Annotated in this window: 18 protein-coding genes; 11 read left to right on the forward strand and 7 right to left on the reverse strand. The window is 61.8% G+C overall.

Annotation, left to right across the window (positions count from 1 at the left end; all coding sequences use genetic code 11):
* Positions 1–10: 10 nt before the first annotated feature.
* From AC1RDQ_RS01275 to AC1RDQ_RS01310, 8 genes are all read left to right on the forward strand, one after another.
* Positions 11–1009 carry a polysaccharide deacetylase family protein gene (locus AC1RDQ_RS01275; RefSeq protein WP_407516530.1) on the forward strand — a complete coding sequence of 333 codons (999 nt, stop codon included), beginning with the start codon at positions 11–13 and terminating at the stop codon, positions 1007–1009.
* Positions 1006–2310 carry a lipopolysaccharide biosynthesis protein gene (locus AC1RDQ_RS01280; RefSeq protein WP_090456403.1) on the forward strand — a complete coding sequence of 435 codons (1305 nt, stop codon included), beginning with the start codon at positions 1006–1008 and terminating at the stop codon, positions 2308–2310. Before AC1RDQ_RS01275 ends, AC1RDQ_RS01280 begins: the two co-directional genes overlap by 4 nt.
* Positions 2307–4226, forward strand: a complete 1920-nt coding sequence (locus AC1RDQ_RS01285) for a hypothetical protein (protein ID WP_492585994.1) — start codon at positions 2307–2309, stop codon at positions 4224–4226. Before AC1RDQ_RS01280 ends, AC1RDQ_RS01285 begins: the two co-directional genes overlap by 4 nt.
* Before the next feature lie 84 nt (positions 4227–4310).
* The gene (locus AC1RDQ_RS01290; RefSeq protein WP_340313825.1) at positions 4311–4997 is read left to right on the forward strand and encodes an N-acetyltransferase; all 687 of its coding nucleotides are present in this window, start codon (positions 4311–4313) and stop codon (positions 4995–4997) included.
* A 4-nt stretch (positions 4998–5001) separates the two neighbouring features.
* The gene (locus AC1RDQ_RS01295; protein ID WP_340313827.1) at positions 5002–6201 is read left to right on the forward strand and encodes a GNAT family N-acetyltransferase; all 1200 of its coding nucleotides are present in this window, start codon (positions 5002–5004) and stop codon (positions 6199–6201) included.
* Positions 6173–6967, forward strand: coding sequence for a ChbG/HpnK family deacetylase (locus AC1RDQ_RS01300; protein WP_218496388.1), 795 nt, complete (start codon positions 6173–6175; stop codon positions 6965–6967). Before AC1RDQ_RS01295 ends, AC1RDQ_RS01300 begins: the two co-directional genes overlap by 29 nt.
* A 125-nt stretch (positions 6968–7092) precedes the next feature.
* A complete protein-coding gene (locus tag AC1RDQ_RS01305; RefSeq protein ID WP_057397259.1) occupies positions 7093–7386 on the forward strand; it encodes a type II toxin-antitoxin system RelE/ParE family toxin in 294 nt (97 codons plus the stop codon).
* Positions 7387–7388: 2 nt separating this feature from the next.
* On the forward strand, positions 7389–7697 hold the full coding sequence (locus AC1RDQ_RS01310; RefSeq protein WP_492585996.1) for an addiction module antidote protein: 309 nt from the start codon (positions 7389–7391) through the stop codon (positions 7695–7697).
* Positions 7698–7710: 13 nt separating this feature from the next.
* Here AC1RDQ_RS01310 and AC1RDQ_RS01315 read toward each other — a convergent pair whose 3' ends face one another.
* Positions 7711–8523 (reverse strand): class I SAM-dependent methyltransferase, encoded by an 813-nt coding sequence (locus AC1RDQ_RS01315; protein ID WP_407516524.1) that lies wholly within the window; start codon positions 8521–8523, stop codon positions 7711–7713.
* A gap of 171 nt (positions 8524–8694) precedes the next feature.
* Here AC1RDQ_RS01315 and AC1RDQ_RS01320 point away from each other — a divergent pair, with 171 nt between their 5' ends.
* Complete coding sequence (locus AC1RDQ_RS01320; protein WP_154947890.1) at positions 8695–9072, forward strand: hypothetical protein; 378 nt, start codon at positions 8695–8697, stop codon at positions 9070–9072.
* 3 nt (positions 9073–9075) lie between these two features.
* Here the strand turns inward: AC1RDQ_RS01320 and AC1RDQ_RS01325 are convergent, their stop codons facing one another.
* From AC1RDQ_RS01325 to AC1RDQ_RS01340, 4 genes are all read right to left on the reverse strand, one after another.
* Positions 9076–10509, reverse strand: a complete 1434-nt coding sequence (locus AC1RDQ_RS01325; protein WP_090456413.1) for a sigma-54-dependent transcriptional regulator — start codon at positions 10507–10509, stop codon at positions 9076–9078.
* On the reverse strand, positions 10478–11971 hold the full coding sequence (locus AC1RDQ_RS01330; protein WP_150815247.1) for a sensor histidine kinase: 1494 nt from the start codon (positions 11969–11971) through the stop codon (positions 10478–10480). The genes AC1RDQ_RS01325 and AC1RDQ_RS01330 overlap by 32 nt, the downstream gene beginning before the upstream one ends.
* Before the next feature lie 102 nt (positions 11972–12073).
* Entirely contained in the window at positions 12074–13174 is a 1101-nt protein-coding gene (locus AC1RDQ_RS01335) for an SCO family protein (protein ID WP_411566945.1), read from the reverse strand.
* Between the two features lie 200 nt (positions 13175–13374).
* Positions 13375–14820, reverse strand: coding sequence for a sensor histidine kinase (locus AC1RDQ_RS01340; RefSeq protein ID WP_090456418.1), 1446 nt, complete (start codon positions 14818–14820; stop codon positions 13375–13377).
* A 279-nt stretch (positions 14821–15099) separates the two neighbouring features.
* Between AC1RDQ_RS01340 and AC1RDQ_RS01345 the strand changes: the two genes are divergently transcribed.
* Positions 15100–16446, forward strand: coding sequence for a hypothetical protein (locus tag AC1RDQ_RS01345; RefSeq protein ID WP_492585999.1), 1347 nt, complete (start codon positions 15100–15102; stop codon positions 16444–16446).
* A 35-nt stretch (positions 16447–16481) separates the two neighbouring features.
* Positions 16482–18731, forward strand: coding sequence for an Ig-like domain-containing protein (locus tag AC1RDQ_RS01350; RefSeq protein ID WP_492586001.1), 2250 nt, complete (start codon positions 16482–16484; stop codon positions 18729–18731).
* Positions 18732–19470: 739 nt separating this feature from the next.
* On the opposite strand, the gene AC1RDQ_RS01355 is transcribed toward AC1RDQ_RS01350, so the two are convergent.
* Both AC1RDQ_RS01355 and AC1RDQ_RS01360 read right to left on the reverse strand, forming a co-directional pair.
* Positions 19471–20889, reverse strand: a complete 1419-nt coding sequence (locus tag AC1RDQ_RS01355; RefSeq protein ID WP_492586003.1) for an FAD/NAD(P)-binding protein — start codon at positions 20887–20889, stop codon at positions 19471–19473.
* 15 nt (positions 20890–20904) lie between these two features.
* The gene (locus AC1RDQ_RS01360; protein ID WP_090456428.1) at positions 20905–21468 is read right to left on the reverse strand and encodes a helix-turn-helix domain-containing protein; all 564 of its coding nucleotides are present in this window, start codon (positions 21466–21468) and stop codon (positions 20905–20907) included.
* Positions 21469–21534 lie beyond the last annotated feature (66 nt).

Genomic DNA, 21534 nt, shown 5'->3' on the forward strand with positions numbered 1-21534 from the left:
GGTGCGTGCCGTGGCGATCAAACAACTGTTGAAACGCACCAGTGGCTGGCTGTACCTCAACTCCCCGGTGGGGCGCAAGCAACTGCACGGCGCCGGTGTGATCCTGATGTTGCACCGGGTGCTGGCCAGCGACCAGGCCGCCGAACTGCCCCACCGCAATGAACTGTGCGTCGGGCCAATAGCGTTTGAACATTTGCTGGTGTGGTTGAAAAAACACTTCGACTGCGTGCCACTGATGGACATTCTGCAACCGGGTGCGCGCTCGGAGCGACCGAAAGTGGCGCTGACCTTCGACGACGGCTGGCGCGACAACGCGCTGAATGCCTTCCCGCTGCTGCAAAAACACCAGGTGCCGGCGAGCATCTTTCTGTCCACCGACTTCATTGGCAGCCGCCAGCGGTTCTGGTGGGAAAGCATCGGCGAAACCCTGTGGAACAGCCATGGCGAACAGGCACGGCAGAAACTGATCGAACGCTTGCAGCACCTGGGGCGCCCGTTGCCGACACGGTGCGATGACCCGGATCGGCAACGCCGCAGCCTGGCGTTGCTGAACTTTTTGCAGAGCCTGAAAACCCTGTCGCCGCTGGACCTCAATCGCCTGACCGACGACTGCCCGCACGAGTCGTTGCCCCAGGCGCTGGACTGGCAGCAAGTGCGCCACCTGGAAGCATCCGGCCTGGTACGCTTCGGCCCCCACGGTGCCAGCCATGCCATCCTCACCGGTCTCGACGATCAACGCCTGGATGAAGAGCTGAGCCGCAGTCGCCAGGCGCTGCTCCACGGCTGCAACCAGCCATTGCCGGTTTACTGCTACCCCAATGGCGACAACGATGCGCGGGTGCGCCAACAGGTGGCCAGGCATGACTTCCCGTTTGCCCTGGGTACCGGCACCGGCATTTATCGAGGGGCCGAAGATCCACTGGCCCTGCCACGCTTCGGCGTCAGCCAGCGTACCGCACGCAATCCCGGGTTGCTGTCCTGGCGCATCTACCGTGGTGCACGCCCATGAGCGGCAACAACTACCTCAAGCACCTGGCCCTGAGCATGGGCACCAAACTGGCGATGATCGCCCTGCGCTTGCTGCGCAACGTGTTGCTGGCGCGAATTCTCGGCCCCAGCGAACGGGGGTTGTTTGCCTTGCTCAGCGCCCTGCCCGACCTGATCAGCGCGGCCACCAGCGGCGGCTTGAATTCAGCGGTAGGCTATCAGGCGGCCAAGCAACGACCGATGGGCTTGCTGCTCAGCCAGGTGCTGCTGTTCGGTTGTCTGCTGGCGGCGTTGCTGACCTTGGCGGTGGTGGCGCTGACCCGCGAGTTCGGCAGTGAACTGGAGATCACTACGCAATTGGGCCTGCTCGCCTGGCTGTTGCTGCTGGCGGTGCCGCTGACCGTGCTCAAAAGCGGTTTGCTGACCCTGCACAACGCCTCGGGCGGCGTGGTCGCCTTCAATGCCTTGCGCCTGATCGAGTCGCTGGCGCCGCTGCTGATGTTCCTTGCCCTGTTCTGGATGTGGAAAAGCGCGGCCCTGGAAGCGGCGTTGATCAGTTGGCTGACGGGGATCAGCCTGGTGGTGCTGGCCGGTTGGGTCTGGCTCAAGCGTGAGCATCCGTTGAGCCTGCAATGGGACCGCGCCAGTCAAAACGAATTGCTGCGCTACAGCGCCCGCAGCCATCCGGACCTGCTGTTCCAGCAAATGATCCTGCGCTCCGACTTCCTGATCATCGGCGCCCTGCTCGGCACCACGGCACTGGGTCACTACGCCATGGCCAGCGCCGCCGCCGAGTTGCTGCTGATCGTTCCGGAAGCAGTGACCACGCCGCTGATGAAGCGCCTGCTGCAACAGGAAGAAGGCATCGAAAAAGTCACGCCACTGGCCTTGCGCTTGACCGCTACGGTGATGATCGGCGCTTGCCTGAGCATGGCTGTGGTGGGTGAATGGTTGATCGTGACGCTGTTTGGCGAGGCCTACCAGCCTGCATACCCGGCGTTGCTGGCGCTGCTGCCAGGCCTGTTGGGCCTGTGCTATGCGAGCATTCTGCGCCTGGACCTGCTGGGCAAAAACCGGCCCGGCACGATTTCGTTGTTGATGGGCCTCAGCGCCCTGCTCAACCTGGCGCTCAATGTGCTGCTGATCCCGACCTACGGCATCGTCGGCGCAGCAGCGGCGTCCTCTATCGCGTACCTGGCCGTGACCCTGGCGCTGTTGGTGGTGTATTGCCGGTTGAGCCACGTGCCGGTCTGGCAAACGCTCATCGTCCTGCCCGGCGACATCGCGCCGATGCTGCTGATGCTGCAACGGAAATCGGCATGAAACACCTGTTATTGCTGGTGAGTCTTGGACTCGGGCTGAGCGCCGAAGCTGCGCCCATGCGTTGGGCCGATATCCGCGACGGCAGCCTGTACCTGCAAACGGACCGCCCCGACACCCTGACCGTGCTCTGGACCCCGGTGTGGCAGGCTGAAGCCAACGAAGAACACCTCTACTTGCTCGACGGCCAGGGCAAACTCCAGAGCGAACGACTGATTGCCGCCAATGAGCCCCGCGGTAGTCAACGCTGGAACCTGGCGCCGGACGCCGCCAGTTATCGACTGGAAATTCCTGGCTACAGCTTCCGCCGTTATACGGTTGAGCACGACGACCGCACCGTCGCACTGTTCGCCCCGGCCAAGGTGCATTTCAGCGCCGAGCCCCGGGACGGTGACGAGTTGTATTTCAAGGTCGCGGCCGGTGAGCACGCGGTGCTGGCCGGTAAATTCCACGGCGGCGTCGGCGCGTTGCAAGCGCAACGCGTGAGTGACGGCCAACAACTTTCACTTTCTCTAAAGCCGTACCCCGTCTATTGGCAGTTCGACAAAGTCGAGTTGCCCGTTGCAACTACCGATCAAGTCTGGCGCCTGCACCTGCGCGGTAGTGGCAAGGTCGCATTCTGGCTCGATGGCACGGCCAACCTGTTCGCCCAGAACCCGCAACAGCTCAAGCCCTTGCGCGAAGACGAAGGCCAGACACGGCTGACGCTGCACAACGACGTGCTCGGCAAGACCCCGAACCTGGGTATCGCCCTGCCCTATGCGCAACTGCCGGATTCCGGTTTCGCCGTGCTCGATGCCCTGCAACCACAGGCCGGAACCTATTACAGCCTGGTCGACATCATGGCGACGCGGCCGCATTACGAAGACGTGTTCCGCCGGCTGTATCAGGATCGCTTGGGCATCACCCAGGACATCACCCTGCTGGTCGGCAGACAGCGCCTTGCCTACCTGCGCGCCGACACCACCAGCAACGCCGGCCTCGACGCCTGGCTCGCCGCCACACGCGCACTCGGCGGCAAGGGCACACACTACATCGGTTTTGCCGACGAACCGAACCTCAACTACCCGGACTACGCCAGCTACAAGCGCATCTTCAACAGCATGGCCTGGCAAGTGCGCAGCAACCCGGACAACGCCAAAGCCGGCGTACGCATCGCCATGCCGGCCAGCTCCCGGTTCGTCAATGGCCCGTTCGTCGACAATGCCGCCGACAAGCGCGGCATCGACTGGGCCCGACGCCTGCTGGCCGAGTCCGGCGACAAGATCGATGCGCTGGCCTGGCACGAATGGATGGTCCGCGACCTGCTGGCGACCCGTGTCTACCGCGATAGCGTACGCAAAGCGGCAGAGCTGGTGGGGTTCGACGCCCAGGGACGACCGCGCAAAGCCTTGTTGCTGGACCAGACAAACATGTCCAGCGGGGCCAGCCTCAGCCCTTACGATCAGGAAACCCACTACGCCTCGTTATGGTGGGCCTCGGTCATCATCAATGCTTCCCAGGACGGCTTGCTCGACATGCTCGGCTGGTTCCAGGCCTCCGATGAACCTGAATATCCCAAGGGTATGTTGCGCGTGCTCGGCAAGGATGAATTCGAGCTCAAGCCCGTGGGCCTGGCGCAGCAATTTATCCGCCAGCATTGGCTACGCGATGTCATGCGCCTGGAGAACGACGCCTTCGAGGTTGACGTGCTGGCCATGTCTGCCGGGCACCAACGCAACCTGCTGGGCGTCAATAAAGGCTCACGCTTGCAGCGTGTGAGCCTGGCTGGCGCGCAATGTCCATTGCCCCATGGATCATTGCGCTATTTCGGCGCCGACAACCGCAGTCGCGACGCATCCTTCAAATGCCTGGAGGGTCGCATCAGCTTCGATTTACCAGGAGAAACCCTGTTTTCCCTCAGCTGGAGCACCTCATGAACGCCATTGATTTTTTACCGCGTGGACGATTCGTCGCGCATTGAGTCACGCCACTCACGGCCAACACCGTCGGGAGTCAAAAACATGAATGCTCTGAAAAAGCTCAGCGATCACATCAAGCAAAAAGGCCTGCGCGCCACCGTCGGCAAGTTGTGGAAACACTACGTGTTTTTCCACGAAGAACTGTTGTGGATGGAACGCGACCTGGTGAGCCCGGTACCGCCACACAAGCTTCGGCCCTATTCACCGCTGCGACTGGAAACCATCACCCCACAAAACGCCGTAGCGTTCGCCAGGCACTTCGGTGATCGCGTGGGCACCATGGCCGAGTTGGCGTCCGAAGGGTACACCGGGCACATGTACCTGGATGAAAACGGCGATACCGTGGCCTTTATCTGGGGCAGCACACGCGATTATCTCGACCGTCATTACTACGGCTGCATGTTTCCGGTGAAGCCAGGCGAGTTCTTCGAGTTCGCTCTCGAGCAGATTCCTGCCTACCGGGGCACCACGCTGTCGGTCGATTTCCAGCTGAACCTGTGGAAAGCCATGGCTGATCAGGGCTGCAACAAAGTGGTGGATATCTGCGAGTCCCACAACATTCCCGCGCTCAAGCTGCACATCCGCATGGGGTATCGCGAGCAGGGACGGATCATGAACATCTACCACCTGTTCGGCTGGCGCTTCTTTCGCGAAACCCGCTACAGCGGTTCACGCCTGGATGCCTTGCGCAAACCGGCACCCTCTCCTGTTCCAGCCGAGGCGAGCTGATCTTATGTCTGCACGATTCGAATGGCGCACTTCGCTGTGCACCCACGACTTTCCGGTAGAGGCTTACGAAGCGTTGCGCCAGCGCGTAACGGACCACACGCCGTTCAACACCCTGGCCTGGCTATACGCCTCGGAACTGGCACTCAAGCCCGGCGAGCAGTTGCACGTGCTGCTCGGCTGGCAGGGTGACGAACTGGCGCTGTGCCTGCCGCTGGTGGCGTCCATGGAGCGCTTTGCGCGTTTGCCGTTTCGGGTCCTGCATCATTTGGGCTATCCCCTCGCCGACCGCCTCGCACTGCTGACGAGGCTGGACGATGACAATTTACGCAAGGCGCTGACGCTGATCCGTCAACGCCTGCCCCATGCCGTGCTGCAACTCAACGAACTGGCCGGTTCCACGGCCCAGGTACAGGCTCTGGCACCGTGGCAGGCGCTGAGTTCGACCGCCGAACATCGCCTGAGCTGTCGAGTACCGGTGCACCTGATCAGCGAGGCCGACCATCAGGAGGTCTCCGGCGACCCGCGCTACAAACTGCGCCGCGCACGCAAACGCATCGCCGCGTGCGGTGCCCAGGTGCGGCGGATTACTCCCGACGCCCTGACCATGGGGCCGCTGTTGCAGGAAATCAGTGAGGTCGAAGCGGTGAGCTGGAAAGGCGATGAAGGCGTCGGGATCTTTTCCGATGCGCGCCATCGCCAGTGGATGGACCGCGCCTTCACCGCCCTGGCGGCCCGAGGCCTGGTGCGCGTGGTGGTGCTGGAGCTGGAGGGGCGCTGCATCAGCTATCGCCTTGGCTTGCTGGAACAGGGTCGACTGTACGACTACAATCTGGCGTTCCTGCCGCAATATGCCGACCTGGGCAGCGGCCGGGTGCTGCTCGAAGAGTGGATTCGCTGGGGCCTGGAAGACAACTGGTGCTGGATCGATGCGTCGCGGGTCAGCCTGGAAAACTCCAGCCATCAACTGCACGAACGCATGACCGGGCAACTGGAACACTGGCGCTGGAGTTTTTACTCCTGGCGTCCAGGCGGTCTGGTGCTGGGGTTGGCCTTGCGGGTCTGGCAACGCTTCAAACCCCGATTGCAGCAATGGCGCACCCGACGCGCGGCGGCCGCAGTCGCAACACCCGCGGTCCACACGCCTGCGCCTACGGAAAAACTCAAGGAGGGTGCACATGCCTCGGCAAGTGATAGTCAACGCTGACGATTTCGGCCTCAGTGCCTGCGAAAACGCGGTGATCCTTGGCGCGTTCCAGGCCGGGCTCATCAGCTCCGCCACCGCCATGGCCAACATGCCGGCGTTCGAAGCGGCCTGCGTCCTGGCCCGGCATCCATTGCTCGAAGGCCGAATCGGCCTGCACTTCAACCTGACCTACGGCCGTCCGTTGAGCCAGAGCATTGCGCAGCGCCCGACGTTTTGCGACGGGGCCGGCGTGTTCGACCTCAACCTGCCCCGCACCCACCTCTGGCTCGGGCGCCGGGATCGCAACGCCGTACTGGAAGAACTCGAAGCCCAGTGGCAGCGCTGCCTGGACAACGGCCTGCGCCCCACCCACCTGGACTCCCATCAACACGTGCACAATATCTGGCCGATCGGCGAGATCGTCGCGCGCTTCGCCGCCCGCCAGGGGGTGCCGGTGCGTCTGGCGCGCAATCTGGGGCAAAACCTCAGCCTGCCCAAGCGTGTGTTCAAGGACCTGCTCAATCGTCGCCTGAGCAATCTGGCCGGTGCCACCGCCGACTACGTGTGCACCCCGGTGGATCTGCGCAACGCCGAGCCGCCACCCGATGGATTGCTGGAAATCGTCGCCCACCCGAACCAGCTCGGCGCCGACTTCGGCGATGCCTACCTGGAACCGGGAGAGTCATTGAGCGCGTTGCTGGAACAGCGTTTGCCGGGTGTGCCGCGGGTGGCCTATACCGCTGCGGGAGACGCCGCACCTCGCCGTGCGCAGGCCGTTTTGGAATAGCTCACCCCGCACTTGTTGGAGAGAGCCTGCTCGCGATGGGGTTGCCTACATCTTCCTCGGAAAAAACCCTCTGATCGCGGAAATGTCTGACTGCTCATCCGTATCCATTTGGATACATTCGAGCAATGAATTATCTTGTCCAGCAAACCGCTACTTTCGCAGCATGGCACGCCTCGGTTCGCGACTTGCGAGCCAGGCTAGCTATCGCTCGTCGCATTGACCGCGCATCTGCGGGTAATCTTGGCGACAACAAGCCTGTCGGTGATGGCGTTTCTGAAATGCGCGTGGACGTAGGTGCCGGATACCGGGTTTACTTTACGATGCGAGGCGGTGCCGTCATTGTCCTGCTGGCCGGAGGTGACAAGTCATCTCAAACCGCCGATATCAAACGCGCAAAAAAAATGGCAAAGGAGGTTTAACCATGAGCCAGACTTTGACGACTTTCGACATGACGGCGCTGCTCGACAGTGATGAAGCCATTAGCGAGTATCTCTCTCAGGTACTGGCAGACGGTGACAATGAGGAGTTTCTGCGCGCTATCGGCTATGTGGTGAAAGCCCGTGGCATGACACAGATAGCCAAAGACTCTGGAATGGGTCGCGAAAGCCTCTACAAGGCCTTCGCGCCGGGAGCAAAACCTCGTTTCGATACGGTCCTGAAGGTCATTCATGCCCTGGGCATAGATCTCTGCGCGCAACCAGGACACACCGTCAATCACTCAAATCTATAACTGATTTTCCGCGTCATGTGGCTGGTTTCACCACCACCCACGTAAAACACAACGGCAACTGCGCTGCCTGCTGCTGATAGCGGTCATAGAGCTCTTCGCGGTTGGAGTGTGGGTATTCCCTGAAGTGACGGATCTGCAGCCCTGCCGCAATGGCGGCGCTGAAGAGGTCGCCCAGGGTGTGGGCGAACCAGTAGGACGGCGCGGCCGGCTGTTCGATCCTGCCTTCGTAGACGATCGGTTCGTGCTGCACGAACGGTTCGCGGCGGAAGTATGAGCTGGCCGGGCGAAAAGGATCGGCTGCCTCGGGGTCGAACATTTCCAGGAACGGATGGGTTTCGTACACCACCAGCGCCCCACCCGGCTTCAGCGTGCGCGCCACATGGCGGAAGAATTCGCCGATGTCCGGCATCCAGTTCAAGACCCCGATGGTGATCAGCGCCAGGTCAAAGCGCTCCTGCAGTCCGGCCGGCAAGTGGTGAATGTCCGCTTCGATGAATTGCGGCGCGTGGGGCGATCGGGACGCCAGTTCCCGTGCCTGCCCGAGAAAGGCTTCAGACTGGTCGACGCCCACCACGCTGCGCGCGCCCATGGCGAACAGCGACAGGCTTTCACGACCGTTGTTGCAGCCTAGTTGCACCACGTCCTTGCCGTCGATACCTGTCTGGGTCAGCAAAGCGGTCAGGGTGTCGTCCAGGCAGGAAAAATCCGCGTGTTCCACGCCCTTCAACAAGGCTTGCCATTCGCTGGAGTCCTTGTGGTGACGGGCGGAGTCATTCCAGGCCTCGCGGTTACTGGCGATGACTTGTTCTTTTGTCGGCAGTTCCATTGCACGCTCCAGGGTCCGGGTCGTCGATTTGACCGGCAAAGTCTAGATCAACCCCATCCTGGCAGGTGTTGCGAACTTGTAATCCGCGCGGCACCGACGGCTGTCCACGGCGCCAGCTATAGTTAAAGACCTTGGGGGACGTGTGGTTAAACCGATTTAGCAGGTGTTGCCATGAAAAAGACCGACCTGACGCTTTTGCTCGCCGTCTGCCTGGGCGCAACCGCTGTCGTCCACGCGGACGACATGCCCACCACCAACTACAGCAGCGAATTCAACTATTACGGCGCCGACCAACCCTTCGCGCACCCCGTACCACCGTCGATGAACATTGTGCCGCCGGGTTCGTACATCCCGACCGCGCCCGGGGAATTCATTCCGGTTTCAAGTGAGCACGTGTTTTCCGATTCGCGCCTGCCGACAGTGGCCGACGCCACGGTTCGGGTGTTTATCCGCTCCTACGATCCGGAGCGTGGTGTGTACGTGAACCAGGAAGTCGAGAACCCCAGCTGCATGCTGTCCTGTCTGAGGCAGGGCCCGGTGTTGCAGTGAGCCTTACCACTGGCGCTTGTCCGGACGGGCGAGGCCGAGTTTTTCGATCCGGTAGCGCAACATGTCACGGCTCAGACCCAGCAGGCGTGCCGACTTGGTGACGTTCCAGTCGGTCTTGTCGAGCATCTTGCGCACCATGTCGCGCTCCACTTCCGGCAGGTTCATGGAGTCGCTGCCGCTGAAGGACGGACGCGGTTCGCTGAAGTGTGACGGCTCGTGATGAAACATCGGTGGCTCATCCATCAGGCTCAGGCAGACGTTCAACTGATGGGCGGCGATAGTGTCGCTTTGCGCCAGCAACACGGTTTGCTCCAGCATGTTGCGCAATTCACGCACGTTGCCCGGCCAGCTGTAGCTGAGCAGCAATTCTTCGGCCTGGTTGCTGAAATGCAGGTTCGGCTTGCCGTAGCGTTTGCCATGTAGCCCCAGGAAGTGCCGGGCCAGCAGCAGGATATCGGCGCCACGGGTATACAGTCGCGGCACCTTGATGGAAATGATGCGCAGGCGGAAGAACAGGTCACGACGGAATTTGCCTTGCTGGACCATCTGTTCGAGATTGCAGTTGGTGGCGCTGATCACCCGCAGGTCGACCTTGCGCTCCTTCACTGAACCGACCCGGCGAATGGTCCGGTCTTCCAGTAGTTTCAGAAGCTTGGCTTGCAGCAGCAGGTCCATCTCACCGATTTCATCGAGGAACAGCGTGCCGCCATCGGCCGCTTCCACCAGCCCCATGCGACGATCCTTGGCGTCGGTGAAGGCGCCCTTCTCGTGGCCGAACAGTTCCGACTCCACCAGATTGGACGGGATCGAAGCACAGTTGAATTCAATGAATGGGCCTTTGGCGCGCGGGCCATCGAAGTGCAAAGCCCGGGCCACCAGTTCCTTGCCGGTGCCCGTCTCGCCTTCCACCAGCACCGGCGGCAGGTCGCTGTTGGCCATGCGCCGTTCGGCGTCGAGCAACTGGGTGATGGTGCCCTTGAGGTACGCCATCGGTGCCGACTCGCCAATCAGTGCCTGCACTCCCGACTTCTGGGCCTCGCGCTCCTGGTAAAACGACAGCGTACGCTCCATGCGGTCGGTGGCCAGGGCCTTGTCCAGCAGCAACTTGAGCTCTGGCAGGGCCACCGGTTTGGTGACGTAGTGAAAGGCGCCCTCTTTCATCGCCACCACGGCGTCTTCGACATTGCCGTAGCCGGTCATCATGATCACTTTCAGATCCGGCGCGCTGATGCGCAGCTTCTGGATCAGGTCGTGACCACTCATGCCCGGCAACGAGTTGTCGGTCAGTACCACGTCAGGCGCGAATGAACCCAATTGCTCCAGTGCATCTTCAGCCGAGTGGCAGACGGTCACCTCGAAGTCCTTGCGCTCCAGGTAAGTCTGAATATTCTCGGCGAGGATTTCGTCATCCTCGACCAGCAGAATGCTGTGCTCCATATACCCCTCCCGTTGCCACTTTGAAATTGAGACAAACACGGGTTCCTTCCTGCTCCCGGCTGGTCAGTTCGACCGAGCCGTCAAAACGCTCCATTATTCGTTTGACCAGGGCCAGGCCCACACCCAACCCACCTTGTTTGGTGGTAAAAAACGGCTTGAAGACCATTTGCTGCTGTTGTTTGGACATGCCCTTGCCGGTGTCGGTCAATGTCATTCTCACGTCGCCGGACACCGAGGAGTCGATCTCGATCGTCAGCACGCCACCCTTGGGCATGGCTTCCAGTGCATTAGCAAACAGGCTATTGAGTATTTGCGTGAGCAGCACCTGCTGGCTGACGACCGGTGGCACGCTGACAGGGGAGAAACGCACTTCAACGTCCGAACGCTTGATCAGGGACTCAAAGGCACTCAGGGTGTCTTCGAGGGCCAGCACCAGGTCGACCGTTTCACAGTCGTCATTCATCGGCCGCAACGACACCAGCAATTCACGGACCCAACGCGACATGCGGTCGACCTGACTGATGATGTCGCCGATGTTTTTCTGTGCGGTCTGGCTGGCGATGTCCTGGGCCAGTTCGGCGCTGGAACGGATATTGGCCAGCGGGTTGCGCAAGCTGTGGGCGACCGCCGAGGACATCTCGCCAAGGGCGACAAAGGTCTCGTTGGCGATCAGTTGTTTCTGCTGGCTCTGCAACAGCGTCGCCGCGCGTCGCACGATCCAGAACAGCCCCAGATAAATGGCTGCCCCGCCGATCAGCGTGGCCAGCCAGATTGCCTTGAAGCCACGCTGGATGCGCGCCACCAGATCCACCGGCTCCTTGTAGATTTCCACCATGGCAATCACTTTGCTTCTGTCGGCGTTGAACATCGGAATGTAGTTCTCGACGAACAGGTACTCCGGTTCGCGCAGCAAGCGCTGCTCGGGACGCTCCTCATCGATTTCGTGGTAACTGGTGGACACCGGCGATTTCATTTCGAAGGATTCGTCCAGCTCAAAGTCGCCTTCGATACGCACGCCGATCAACTCGGGGTTGGTCGACCAGACCACGGTGCGGTCCAGGGAGTACACCGTCGCCAGCAGGATGTCCGGCAGATGCTTCACATGGTCAAGAAACTCAACGCGCGCGGCGGCCCGGGATACGGGGTTGACGTCGGGGTAGGCATCGTCCATGCGCGGGTCGAGCATTTCACCCATGGTTCGCCCCGGGGCAATGCCGGCATGCCGGATTTCGGCCTCGCCAATGGACTGGATGAACTGCGCGGTCAGCATCGAATCGCGCTCGATACTTTCATCGACAACAAAGCGCGTGGAGATGTAACCCAGCCCCAGCGCCACCACAGCGATGATCAGAAAGCTTGCCAGGGAGAACCAGCGCAGCAAATTGAACTGCGGCCGCCAACCCTTGCGTTGTGCAACGGGAGCCTGCGGCGCAGCTACTTTTTGTTGTTCGAGTATCTGCATGGCTGTGTCCTGGGTGCTTGAAATCGAGCCTGTTCAGCCGCTTTCAGGATCAGTGTAGGTGGCATTGATTGCCACCGACTGGCCCGCGTAATTTTTTTGACACTATTGCACCCGGGGTGTCTCGGGGTGCGCGACCGAATGATGTTGTTCAGGCTCTTCGTTACCACTGGCCAATGGCGCCGCTGGCGGATGTTGACGGTCGGTTTCTTCTTTCAGGAAATCGATGAGGGACTGGGCGGAACGCGCATCCAGCCGCAAGTTGGGCATCGAGATCCTGTTGTAGCGCTCGAACAGTTCCATCGCGATCGGGTCCTTTTCCGCGAGCATGCGGTCAGGTTCGCGGATCCAGCGGATGAGCCAGGCCTGATCGCGCTGATAGGTCACGCCGATCAGGTCCGGGCCGATGCTGCGCAGGCCGATGCCCTGCCCGTCCAGCGGACCGAGGCTGTGGCAAGACGCGCAGCGGGTGCGAAACAGCTCTTCGCCATTGCTCGGCGGACGGATTTCGGGGGCCTCGACGTAGCTTTCCTCCACACTGGGCTGTTTCCAGTTATGCAGGGTATTGGCCAGTTGGTCGGCCAGAATCCACGGGTTTTCGAACGGCGAGGCTTTCATCCAGCGGCCCGTTGCCTGGTTGCCGACGATCAGGCTCAGGTTGTGGTCCTTGTTGCGCCCGTTATCGACGCCTTCGATGAACAGCCCCAGTTTTTTGCGCAGGTCAGTGACGTCGGCGAATTCCCCGGTGAGGAATTTCCACCCGGGCCCGACCTGGAAGCGTTGCGCATAGGCCTTGAGCACCTCGGGGGTATCACTCAAGGGGTCGATGCTGATGGAGTAGAAGAAGATGTCCTTGCCGACCCGATCCCCCAGCAGTTTCTGCACCTGGCGCATGCGCGCGGTTTCCAGGGGGCAGGAGTCACTGCACGAGGTGAAGATGAAGTTGATCACCACCACCTTGTCTTTGATCAAGTCATCGAAAAAACGCAGCTGCTGTCCGTCCTGGTCGGTCAGCAGGGTGTTGGGGAAATAGTCGGCACCCCACGGGGTGACGGCTTCAACGACAGCGGGTTCGGCAGTGGATGCCGGAGCAGGTGCAGGCGTCGACGTCGGCTGGCTGGCGACCAGCAACTGGCTGGCCAGCAAACCGGTCACCAGCATCAGCACCAGGTGCATGCCCAGGGCTCGCGAGCGTGGTGAATGCATCTCTTTTTTTTCCATCACCAGCCGCCTCGATGTGGTGAAGGGGGGTTATGGTGGTTTTGCAAGGACCTCGCCAATCATGTGTTTTTTTATAAAAACGTACTAACACTCGACAAAACAGTGATTTATCAAAATCAATGTGCAACGACCGGGCAAATGACCGGGGATTAATACCCGTTATTGGGGGTAGATCATCCCCGTTTTCAGGGGGCCAGAACAAAGGACAGGCGCACAGTGGTGCCCTCGCCTTCACTGCTGTCGAGGGTCACCGCACCGCCAAATCGCTCCATGATCCGCTCGACCAGCACCAGCCCGACTCCCAGCCCGCCCTGTTTGGTGGTGAAGAACGGCCGGAAGGCCATAGTGCGCTCTTCTTCGCTCATGCCTTTGCCGGTATCGCTCACCCTCACACTGACGTGCTGGGCATCGCGCGGTTCGATCTGGATGGTCAGGGTGCCGCCGCCGTCCATGGCTTCCACCGCATTGGACAGCAGGCTGCTGAGGAGCTGGGTCAGTTGTACGTGCTGGCTCAGCACCATGGGCGTCTGGTCCGGCTCGAACACCACGTTGACCTTGGCCTTGTTGATCTGATGCTCGTAAGCCATCAGGCTGTCATGCAGGGCCGCCACCAGGTTCACAGGTTCGGCCTCGTCATTGAGCGGTCGCAGGGACTGGAGCAACTCCCGTACCCATTTCGACATGCGATCGACCTGACCAATGATGTCGTTGATGTTCCCGTGTGCCGGACCGCTGTCGAACTCTATCGCCAGCTCGGCGCTTGAACGGATGTTCGCCAACGGATTGCGCAGACTGTGGGCGACCGCCGAGGACACCTCCCCCAGAGCCACAAAGGTTTCGTTGGTGATCAATTGCTTCTGCTGCGTCGCCAGCAGGATCGCCGCCCGCCGCACGATCCAGTACAGCCCCAGGTAAATGAGACCGCCGCCCAGGGCGGTTGCCAGCCAGATCAGCACCAGGCCGCGCTCCATGCGGTTGATCAGGTCCTGGGGTTCCTTGTAGATCTCGACCATCGCCGTGACGGTGCTGCCATCGGCGTCGAACAAGGGAATGTAGTTTTCGATGAAGGCGTATTTGGGTGGTTCCAGGAACTTCTGCTCCATGCGGGATCTATCCACACCGTGGTAAGCGGTCGACACGGAAATTTTCGAGTTGAATGCCCGGTCGAGGTCTTCATTGCCATGGATCGTAATGCCCATCAAGGCCGGGTTGGTCGACCAGATCACCATGCGGTCGGGGGCGTAGATGTTGACCAGAATCACGTCCGGCAAGTTTGCGATATGGTCGAGGAATTCACCACGGGCACTGACACGGGACAGTGGGTCGACGTCAGGAAAGTCCATGTCTTTTCGTGGGTCGAGCAACTCGCCCATGGTCCTGACGTTGGGAATCGACACATGGTGCACCTCGGCCGAGGCAATCGCCTGAATGAATTGTGAGGTCAATAGCGCATCGCGTTGCACGCTTTCGGTAATCACGAAGCGCGTGGATACCGCCCCCAGCGCCACCGCCACCGTGCCGATCACCAGCATGCTGACCAGTGAAAACCAGCGCAGCAGATTGAAGGGCTCCTTGCGCGTGTTCAAGCGAACTTCGCTGTCGGTCGCAAGTACTTTGGCGATTGTGGTCATGGACACGGTTCCCGGAAACCCCCTATAGGTTTATAGCCCAGCCATGGCCGTTTGGCCGAGCCTGGGGACTGCGATACCCCACCCGCCCCGCGGCCCCGTCACCCCCAAAGTCGGGGATAGCTGCCCGTGCCATAACTTCCCGGCCTGCCGCCTGCGACCGCGCCAACACCTTTACTGCGGGCGTCTCACGGGCGTTTTCGCCGATTGGTATGGAAGTTGCCGAATGCCCTGCCAACTGGCCCAACCCAAGGGGCAGGTACTTCGACAGAGGGAACACTCATGCACCCGTTACTGTGCAAAACCGCGTCCGCCCTGGTTGTGACTGCTCTAGCCCAAGGTATTGCCCAGGCCGCGCTGTTTTCCGTAGACCCCGGCCCCTACCTGCCAGCCAATGGCAATTTCGCCGCCTGGTATCAAGACAGCCACGGCCGAACCCTTGACCTGTGTTTATCAAAGGCTGTCAGTTCCAGGGTTGCCAGCGCGCCGGGCGCCCCGACTTACATGTGCTCGCTGATCCCTAATCCCGGCATTTTCGATGACACGCAACCGTTGGTCTTCCCGACCAATTTCCCCGACGAAGCGTTCTGGGCAACAGGCGAAACAACCATCGTCGATGCCGCCCGAGGCATCGACCTGACCTATGTCTCGGCGCTCGAAGCAGCCTTCAGTGGCGGGGATCCACTGGAGGGCGACCAGATCAGCTTCGCCCGTATCCGTGTTCGCATCGACGTGGCCACCGCCGGCACTTATGTCATCACCCACCCTTACGGCGTCGAAGTGTTCAACGTCGAGACCCCCGGCCGTCGGGCGATCAACATGACCCGGGACATTGGCATCGGCGCGCCAAAAACCTACAACGGCGCGCTCAAGGGCGACGTCGGGCCGTTCCTGCGCAGCGTCAATGGCCCCTACACCGAGACCAACCCGAGCACGGGCCAGGCCGAACAATTCGTCGGCGATCCGAACCTCACCGAAGCCGTCACCGGCAGCCCGTTCAACACCAACTACGTGCGCATCGAGGGCCCCAACGGCCTGGACTTGCGCACCAACCTCTTCGCCGTATCCGGCAAGTTGTCGTCGGTGGTCCGTCCGACCCCGGTGATCGCCGAGCGCAGCACCTACTCGCGACAGGCCGGCACCAGCGCCCCGGTGGCCCAGCAGGACGTATTCGTGATGGCCCCGCCGCCACCCGCCACCGTGACCCTGGACAGCAACAATCCGCTGCTGAACTTCACCGAAGCCAATACCACCGGCCACTGGTATGCACAGTCGCCGAACAATCCGACGTTGCCGAGCACCTTGCAGGTAACCGCCGACAACCACCTGGCCATCGCCAGCAGCGCGCCGACCATATTGCCCATGCCGTTGACCGACCTGGTGACGATCTCACGCGCCGAGTACAGCCTGAGCACCGGGCAAATCACCATCGTGGCTTCGACCAGCGATGAAACGTCGCCACCGGTGCTCACCGCCACCTCCGGCACCGGTATCGCCATCGGCGCCCTGAGTGGTGACGGCGCCGTGAAAAGCCTGGCCACCGGCATCTCGCCGATTCCGCCAGCCCAGGTTCGTGTGTCGTCCTCCAATGGCGGCAGCGATACCGAAGAAGTGGTCATCGTGCAATGAACGCCCACATGCCCGGATCCTCATCAGGAGGCATCATGAACAAATGGCCACGCCTGGCGCTCAACGCCCTGGGACTGACTCTATCGCTGACCGGCAGTGCTTTCGCGCAACTCGCCGCCGTCGATCCCGGTCCTTACACCTTTGCCACCGGGAAATTCCCGATCTGGTATCAGGACAACAATCAACTGTCGATGGAGCTGTGCCAGTCCCGCGCCGCCAGTTCGCGGGTGGCAGCCAGCGTGCCACCGGCCTACATGTGTACCCTGCTGCCGACACCGGGCATTTTCGACGACACCCTGCCAATGGTGTTCCCGGATAACTGGCCAGACGAAGCCTTCTGGTTCCTTGCCGAGACCAGCATCCCCAACAACACCGCCGGCTATGGCATGGACGTCTATGTCGCCGGGATCGAGGCTGCATTTGCCGGTGGCAACCCGCTCGATGGCGACCAGATCAGCTTCGCGCGGATTCGTCTGCGGGTGAACATTCCCGTTGCCGGGACCTACACCATCACCCACCCCTATGGCGTGGAAACGGTCAACGTCACCACCACCGGGCGCCGGGCGATCAACATCACCAGGGACGTCGGCATCGGTGCGCCGGGGGTTTTCAGCGGTGCGGTCAACGGTGCGATCGGGCCGTTCCTGCGCAGCGTCAACGGTCCCTACACCGAGGTGAACCCGGACACCGGCGCCATCGAAACCTTCGTCGGCGACCCCAACCTCACCGAAGCCGTGACCGGCAGCCCCAACAACACCAACTTCGTGCGCATCCAGGGTCCGGCCGGGACCATCCAGACCAACCTCTTCACCCTGTCCGGCAAGGTGCTCGACAACCGCGCGCAGACTGCGGTGGACATGACCCGTGCCACTTACCGCCGCATAGCCGGCACGGGCGGCAACACCACCCGGGTCGAAGTGTTTGCCAAAGCCGCCAACGGTTCGACCCTGTGCTTTCGCGAAAGCATCGCCCTGGTCCCTGGCCCGCCTGTGTCACCTTGCCAGACCAACATGGTGAGCGATAACAACGGCGTGTTCTTCGCCCAGAATCTGCTGGCCAACGCAACGGTGCCGCCGGTCGTGGTGGTTACCGCCAGCAACCCCGCCGGGACCACCCGCCCGACTGCGGTGTCGAGCAAGCTCTCGGACGTGGTGAAAATCCAGACCGCCCGTTACAGCTGGAGCAATCACAGCCTGCTGATCGAGGCCACTTCCACAGACGAAGTGGTGGTACCGGACATGGTCGCCCAAGGTTACGGGCGGCTGTCGAAAACCGGAATCCTGCAACGCCTGACGGTGGCTGACTTGACCCAACCCCCTGCAACCGTAACGGTCAAATCCGCTGCCGGCGGCAGTGACATCGAGCCGGTCGTAGTCGTCGGCACTGCACCGGACACCGGCGCGAACCAGGCACCGATCTCCGTCGCCGATACCGGCAGCACCAGCTTCGGCGTGCCGATCACCCTCAACCTGCTGGCCAACGACAGGGACCCGGACGGCAATACGCCGCTGAGCATTACCGCGCTGACCCAACCGACCGCCAGCCAGGGCACGGTGGCATTGAGCGGCACTACGGCGGTGGTCTACACCCCTCCTGCTGTCGTCAACGCGCCGTTGACCACGACCTTCACTTACAAGGCCCAGGACGTCAAAGGCCTGGCCTCGACGACAGCGGCAACCGTGAGCATGACCGTGTCGCCTAACCGGCCTCCGGTGGCCGTCGCCGATGCCGTCACGACACTGGGTGTGGCGATTCCAATCAACGTGCTGGCCAACGACACCGATCCTGAAGGCAATGTGCCGTTAGCCGTCGCCGACTTCACTCAACCGCTGGCAGGTCGCGGCACCGTCAGCAGAAACGGCACGGTGCTCACCTACACCCCACCGGCCACCGTCACCACGGCCTTCACCACGACCTTCACCTACTTTGTCCGGGACAGCTTCGGCGCCCAATCGACGTCACCAGCCACAGTCACGGTGCAGGTCTCGCCACGGCCTGCTGCGGAAACCTTCGCCGTGACCACCGCAACGGTGAGAGCCCGCTCCAACAACCGCTTCACCTGGGACTTTGCCGGCACCTCATCGGTGACCACCGGCAACACCATCACCATCAAGGTCACCACTCCGACCGGGCTGGTCACCCTGGGCACCACCGCCGTACCGGCGAATGGACGCTGGCGGTTGACCGTGAACAACACCACCACGGTCGTTCCGTCGGCGAACCCGACCGCCACGATCACCTCGTCCCAAGGCTCCGTGCGCACGGTGCCGGTGATCGCCAACTGAGCCCGCGCCCCATTAGCCACGCAGGTTGATGGGGCCGGCTTCAACCCTATGGAAAACCGCGACCTCGGGTGGGGGGCCGCGGTTTTTGCCGGGTGCATTGATGGGAGTAATCCAGCGGTGGTCTGGCTGCCATCACTGGAGCGGTGCCCGGACCAGGCTCACTCCCACAGGTATTCAGTACATCTGAAAGATTTCGGTCGGCTGGCAGGCCCTCTTCGCGGGCAAGCCCGCTCCCACAGGGGATTGTGTGCATCTTTGAGAAATTGGTCGGCTGGCAGGCCGCCATTGCGAGCAGGCTGGCTCCTACAGATACTCAGTACATCTGAAAGATTTCGGTCGGCTGACAGGCCGCCATCGCGAGCAAGCTCGCTCCCACAGAAGAGCAAAGACAGAGCGGCGTACACCACGCTCTTCACCACTCATCAGGCCGAGCGTTAGCTCGCCTGCAGCTTTTGATCTTGATCCACCCGCCCCCTCGGCAGGCTGAGTGGAGGTGTTCATCCGGGGATTGGCGCGCAGCGCCGTTCGACGCAGTCGAACACATCGCATGTAGGTGCCAGCGAAGCCAACCGGAGGGCGATGCCCCCGGAGGAATGCCGGAGCGAAGGAACCCCGAGCCTCAGCGAGGGGCCGTACGTAAGGGGCGAGACTTTTTGGTTCCTTTTGTGTCGTTTGACAAAAGGGACTCGCCGTAAGGGCGAAACCATAAGCAGCCGTTACCGCAGCAACGGATATGTACTCAGACCCCCAACCTGATCGATAGCCGCTCGGCCAACGCCTTGGCCTGGCTCGCCACATCGGTGACGGCGGTACTTTCCCACCACATACCGCGCAACGGCGGACCCATGGCAAACAAACGGCGGGCAGGCTGCCCCTCGGCGTTCAGGACCGCACCATCGACCTCTGCCGCGATGCCCAAGGCCAACGGCCCGGGCCGGACCAGGCCTCGGGCGAGCAGTTGCCGGGGCAGCGGTCGCGCGACCCGGCGCCAGTCGTATTCGATACCGCTGGAGTTGATCAGGGCGACACCACTGACCACACAGGTCTGCGCCTCGCCCCGCCGTCGAAGGCGAATACTCACCTCGCCATTCAGCGACGGCTCGAGGCCCTGGTAAGAGGCTGCGTGAATACGTAACCGCCCTTCTTTATACAAGCGCTCAACCAGCTCGGCACTCAAGGGTGGCGAGCGGTGATGATGGCTTTCCCACCACGGCCGCACATGCCGCACGAACTGCCGACGCTGCACGTCGGTCCCCTGATGCCACAAGCGGCCGATGTGTGCCCGCACCGTGTCCAGCGGCGCCTGCCAGTCGATACCTTGGGCGATGGCGTCCCGGCAGTGCCGACGCAGTTCGCGCATCAACTGGCGAGGTGTGCGGATGCTCTGATCCTGCGCGAGAAAATCCACCCAGGCCGGTGGCTGGCGACGCACATGGGGCAGCAGCCCATGGCGGGAAAACACTTCGATCGGCCCACGATGCCCGGCCTGTTCCAGGGACACCACGGCATCGACCATGGTCAGACCCGAGCCGATGATCATGACCGTCGATTGCGGATCGAGTTGCCGCATGGCCGCCACGTCCCACGGATCGAGAGCGGCCGCATTCAAGCCGCTGGACCGGGTTTGCGGGGTGCGCGCGGCGGGAAACATCCCGGTGGCCAGCACCGCAAAAGCGCCCTGCAAGCATCGGCCATCGCTCAAGGTCAAGCGCACGGCGTCTGCATCGGTTTGCAAATCGACCACTTCGGCCTGCACATGCTCGACCGTCGAACCGACCAAGGCGCCCACCGCCTGCGCTTCTGCCAGGCGCTGCCGGGCGTACAGGCCGAAAACGCCCCGAGGCGGAAACAACTCGCTGATCGGCACATGCTGCTGATCCGATTCCGGCCAGCCGCCCGCCTTGATGTACTCGGTCAGCCATTGGGTCAGGTCGTCGGCGTTGTCCGGGTCAACACTCATCCGCGCCGCATTGCCGTTGAGCGTATGACCCAGTTCCACCGCGCTATAGGCTTCACCCCGCCCCAACCCGGCCCGGGGCTCGATCACCAGCACCCGGCGCCGGCCCGGCAAACGCATCAACTGCGCCGCCAACATCGCGCCACTGAGGCCGCCACCGACAATCAGGATGTCGGCGTCATTGTTCAAGGTCTGGCCCATCCATGCACTCCCTGTTCAGATCACCACATTACGTACAAACTTCGCCGCTACCACCCCGTCGTTGCGATAACAGTGTGGCTGGTTGCTGGCAAACATAAAGAATTCACCCGCCGCGATATGCTGTGGCTGGTCGCCGAGCATAACGGTCAGGCACCCTTCGAAGACATAAATCTGCTCGCTCCAGCCATCGGCGTCCGGCTCCGACGGATACACCTCGCCCGGTTGCAGGCACCATTCCCACTGCTCGACTTCGCGGCTGGCCTGGGCCTTGGAAAGCAACACCGCCCTGCTGCCGGGGATCGTGCCGGTCCAGGCCAGCTCATTGATACGGCTGGGATCGCGGGCGTCGGGGGCCTGGATCAAATCACTGAAGGCAACGTCCAGGGCTTCGGCCACCCGGTCGAGGGTGGTCAGGCTGACGTTCTTTTCCCCTGCCTCGATCGCCACCAGCATTCGACGGCTGACACCGGACTTTTCGGCCAGCGCGGTCTGGCTCAGGTCGGCGGCATGACGTAAACGACGGACGTTTTGACTGACGTGCTGGAGGACCGAAGCCCGCTGGGTAGAATCTTTGTGCACTATATTGCTCACTGAGTGGGGTTGGGCAGTATACTGCGCAACATTCGACGCATTGTGCGTCCCCCT

Source organism: Pseudomonas sp. GW823-FHT02E01 (assembly GCF_058797535.1).